Origin of the sequence: Streptomyces sp. (assembly GCF_050698815.1) — a bacterium.
In the GTDB taxonomy this organism is placed as follows: domain Bacteria; phylum Actinomycetota; class Actinomycetes; order Streptomycetales; family Streptomycetaceae; genus Streptomyces.
Window position 1 is genome coordinate 1 of the sequence record NZ_JBOHCV010000683.1, and the last position, 2,725, is coordinate 2,725.

At 72.6% G+C, this 2,725-nt stretch carries 1 protein-coding gene and 1 pseudogene; both read right to left on the bottom strand.

The genetic code is table 11. The annotated features are described in order from the left end of the window. Positions 1 to 642: pseudogene (locus ACRDP3_RS24390) on the bottom strand (nitroreductase); the annotation flags it as partial. Between the two features lie 35 nt (positions 643 to 677). Then, positions 678 to 2,654 (bottom strand): TOMM precursor leader peptide-binding protein, encoded by a 1,977-nt coding sequence (locus tag ACRDP3_RS24395; protein WP_431519150.1) that lies wholly within the window; start codon positions 2,652 to 2,654, stop codon positions 678 to 680. Positions 2,655 to 2,725: the final 71 nt, after the last annotated feature.

Genomic DNA, 2,725 nt, shown 5'->3' on the forward strand with positions numbered 1-2,725 from the left:
GCTCTGCAGGACGGTTCCGATGTCCATGCTGATGACGTGGAAGGAGAAGCTGTTGTACTTGAAGGCGTTCTGCCAGTACTTGATGCCCAATACGAGAAACTGGTCGCACTCGTCGGTGTCCGGGCCCGCTTCGCCGCAGCCGACCGCCTCCCGCACCTCACCGGTCACATCGCCCGTCAGCAGCCGCTGCATGGCGTGCCGGGGGGTGGAGTAGTAGTGGACTCCCGGGGTGAGCGGGCCGCTGGGTCCCGAGACCCAGTAGACGCTGACTGGATAGAGCCCGCCGCCCGAGGCGGTGCCCCGCGACCAGTTGGTCCGGGTGTAGTGCGGCAGCGCGGCCAGGTCGGTGTTGGCCTGGACGCCGAGCCGCCGGCCGGTCAGACCGTAGGAGTCCTGCAGCATTCCGGACAGCAGCGGCAGGGTGAACCGCTCGTTTCCGTACGCCGGTTGGGACAGGAGGCAGCCGGCCGCGGCACTGGCCCCGTCCGGGAAGTGCGTCTGAGGCAGCGGGAAGGATTCCGCACCGGGGTAGTGCTTGCCCTTCCTGGGCCGGTCGGCCCAGTCGGGGACGAAGTCCGCCGGGTCCATCGGGACCCTGGCGCGGTGCTGGATGGCGTCCGCGTAGTCATGGGCGTAACCCATGGGAAGGCTCCTTTCCTGATCCGCCGAAGGGCCGGTCACGGGAACGGGTGTGGTGCGGGATTGAGGTCTCGGGCAGTCAGGTCGCGCTCCCGCAGCCCGGCCGCGCGCAGCGCCGTGCGCATCCTGGGCATCGTGCGGGCGCGCTGCCGGGACCAGCCGAAGTCGATGGGGAGCAGGCCGGGGACCAGCACGCTGACGGTGTGGAGTCCCAGCGTCCGCTGCTCGGGCAGGGTCTGGTCGACGACGACCACGTCGAAGCCCGCGCCCGTGACGGCGCCGACGCAGCGTTCCAGGTCCGCCCGGATGTCGGTGGCGACGGCCGAGCCGGAGGCGTCCGGCCAGCGCAGCCCGTCCACCGGGAGCGGGGGCGGCGGACCCGGCTGCCGCAGCAGGAAGTCCGCGAACCGGCCCATCTCCGGGACGCCGTACACCAGCGGATGGTCGTGCAGCGCCGTGACCTGGTCGAAGTCCTCGGCCATGCCGCGCAGCCGGGGTTCGTCGAGTTCGGTGCGGCCCCGCAGGTTGACGGCGTCGGTGGCGATCTCGCACAGCGCGGAGTCGAGCGCCGACTCGGGATCGAGTCCGGCGCCGGCCCCGAAGCACATCCGGCCCAGGCCGCCGTCCGGGCGTTCGGCGACCGCCGTGATCACGGGGACGGGGAAGGTGATGCGGGTGTCGAAGAACCGGGCACGGTAGCCGTACATCGCCAGCCGGTCGACCATGTGCCGGGTGGCGGGGCGTGCGCTGGTCTCGGGATCGATCTCGGGCAGCGGCTGCCGCCCGTACCAGGCGAGCAGGAAGGCGTCGCGCTCGACGACCTCCATCAGGCCGAAGTAGACGGCCTCCTCCAGGGCGCCGCCGGAGGCGCAGCCGTTGGAGCTCTCCTGGACGAAGCGGTTCTCCAGGCCCGGCGCGTGATAGTACGTCAGCACCTCGGGGACCAGCCGCGGCGTGCCGTCGCGCAGCGAGTAACCCCACACCCACGGGATCTCGCGGCCGGGGGTGAAGGGCACCACCCGCGGGTTGTCCCGGTAGAAGGTGTCGGAGTACAGACCGACGTGGCGCGGATCCACCGCGTCGTGGCCGAACTGCTCCAGCGAGCCGGTCACCTTGGTGGTCTTGGCGCGCGCCCGCATCCCCGCGTAGCGCTCCAGTCCCTCCAGTACGCCGATCCGGGCGCTGGTGGCGAAGGAGTCGGCGTGCCCGCCCCAGAACGTCTCCCGCAGGTACTCGCCCGAGCGCATCGAGAAGCAGCCGATGGCCGCGGAGGTGGAGGTGGAGGACACGTCGTGGACGACGGAGGGCCCCAGCGCCCCGCACAGCGGATTGGCGAAGGCCGCCACGTCGATGTCGTAGGCCTCCAGCGGGCGCAGCCTGAACGTGCCCGGCTTGTGCTTGGGCGCGGACCGCAGCACGATGCGCGCCGCGTCCCGCGTGTCGGCGCTCGGCATCCCGCACCGCGGGCACTGCGGGTCCGGTACGAGCGGATAGCAGCGGACGGTCAGGGTCCGCAGATCGAGGAGGTGGACTTCCGGGAACGGTCCGGTGGCGGCACGGTTGCCCGCCGCCGTCACCAGCGCGGCGACGGCGTCCACGGCGAAGGGCGTGCCGTAGGGCCACTCCCCCGCCGCATGCGTCTCGCCGCCGGTCTCCAGCGCGTCGCGCAGGGAGACCGACCGCACCGCCTGCCAGCGGCGGGCCAGGCAGCGCGAACAGGCCCTGCCGTCACGGCTGTTCACGGCCCTGTCGGTGGCACGGCCCGGCGGGCCGATGATCGCGTGCTGCCCGTAGAGGTGAACGGGGATGACCGGCTGTGGCTGTGGAGCGGGCTCCGGCGGGGAGGCCGGGCCGGCGGTGGTGAACTCGTCGCGGAAGCCGAGGGCCGCGACGGTCACCTCGGGGCCGCCGAGCTGGTTCAGGGCGCGCCGCAGCGGGGCGGCCAGAGCGGGCTCCGGCCCGGTCCCGTGGTCGGCCTGCGAACGCGGGCGGGTCTCGAGGCCGCTACCCGGCATGGCCCGTGCCCGTGGTGAGAAGTACCCGGACGGTGTGGATGCCCACGGTCGCCAGGTCGGCGGAGCCGGTG

Excerpts from the sequence above, each read along its gene's own strand:
- ACRDP3_RS24395 (WP_431519150.1), bottom strand. The coding sequence starts at position 2,654 with ATGCCGGGTAGCGGCCTCGAGACCCGCCCGCGTTCGCAGGCCGACCAC.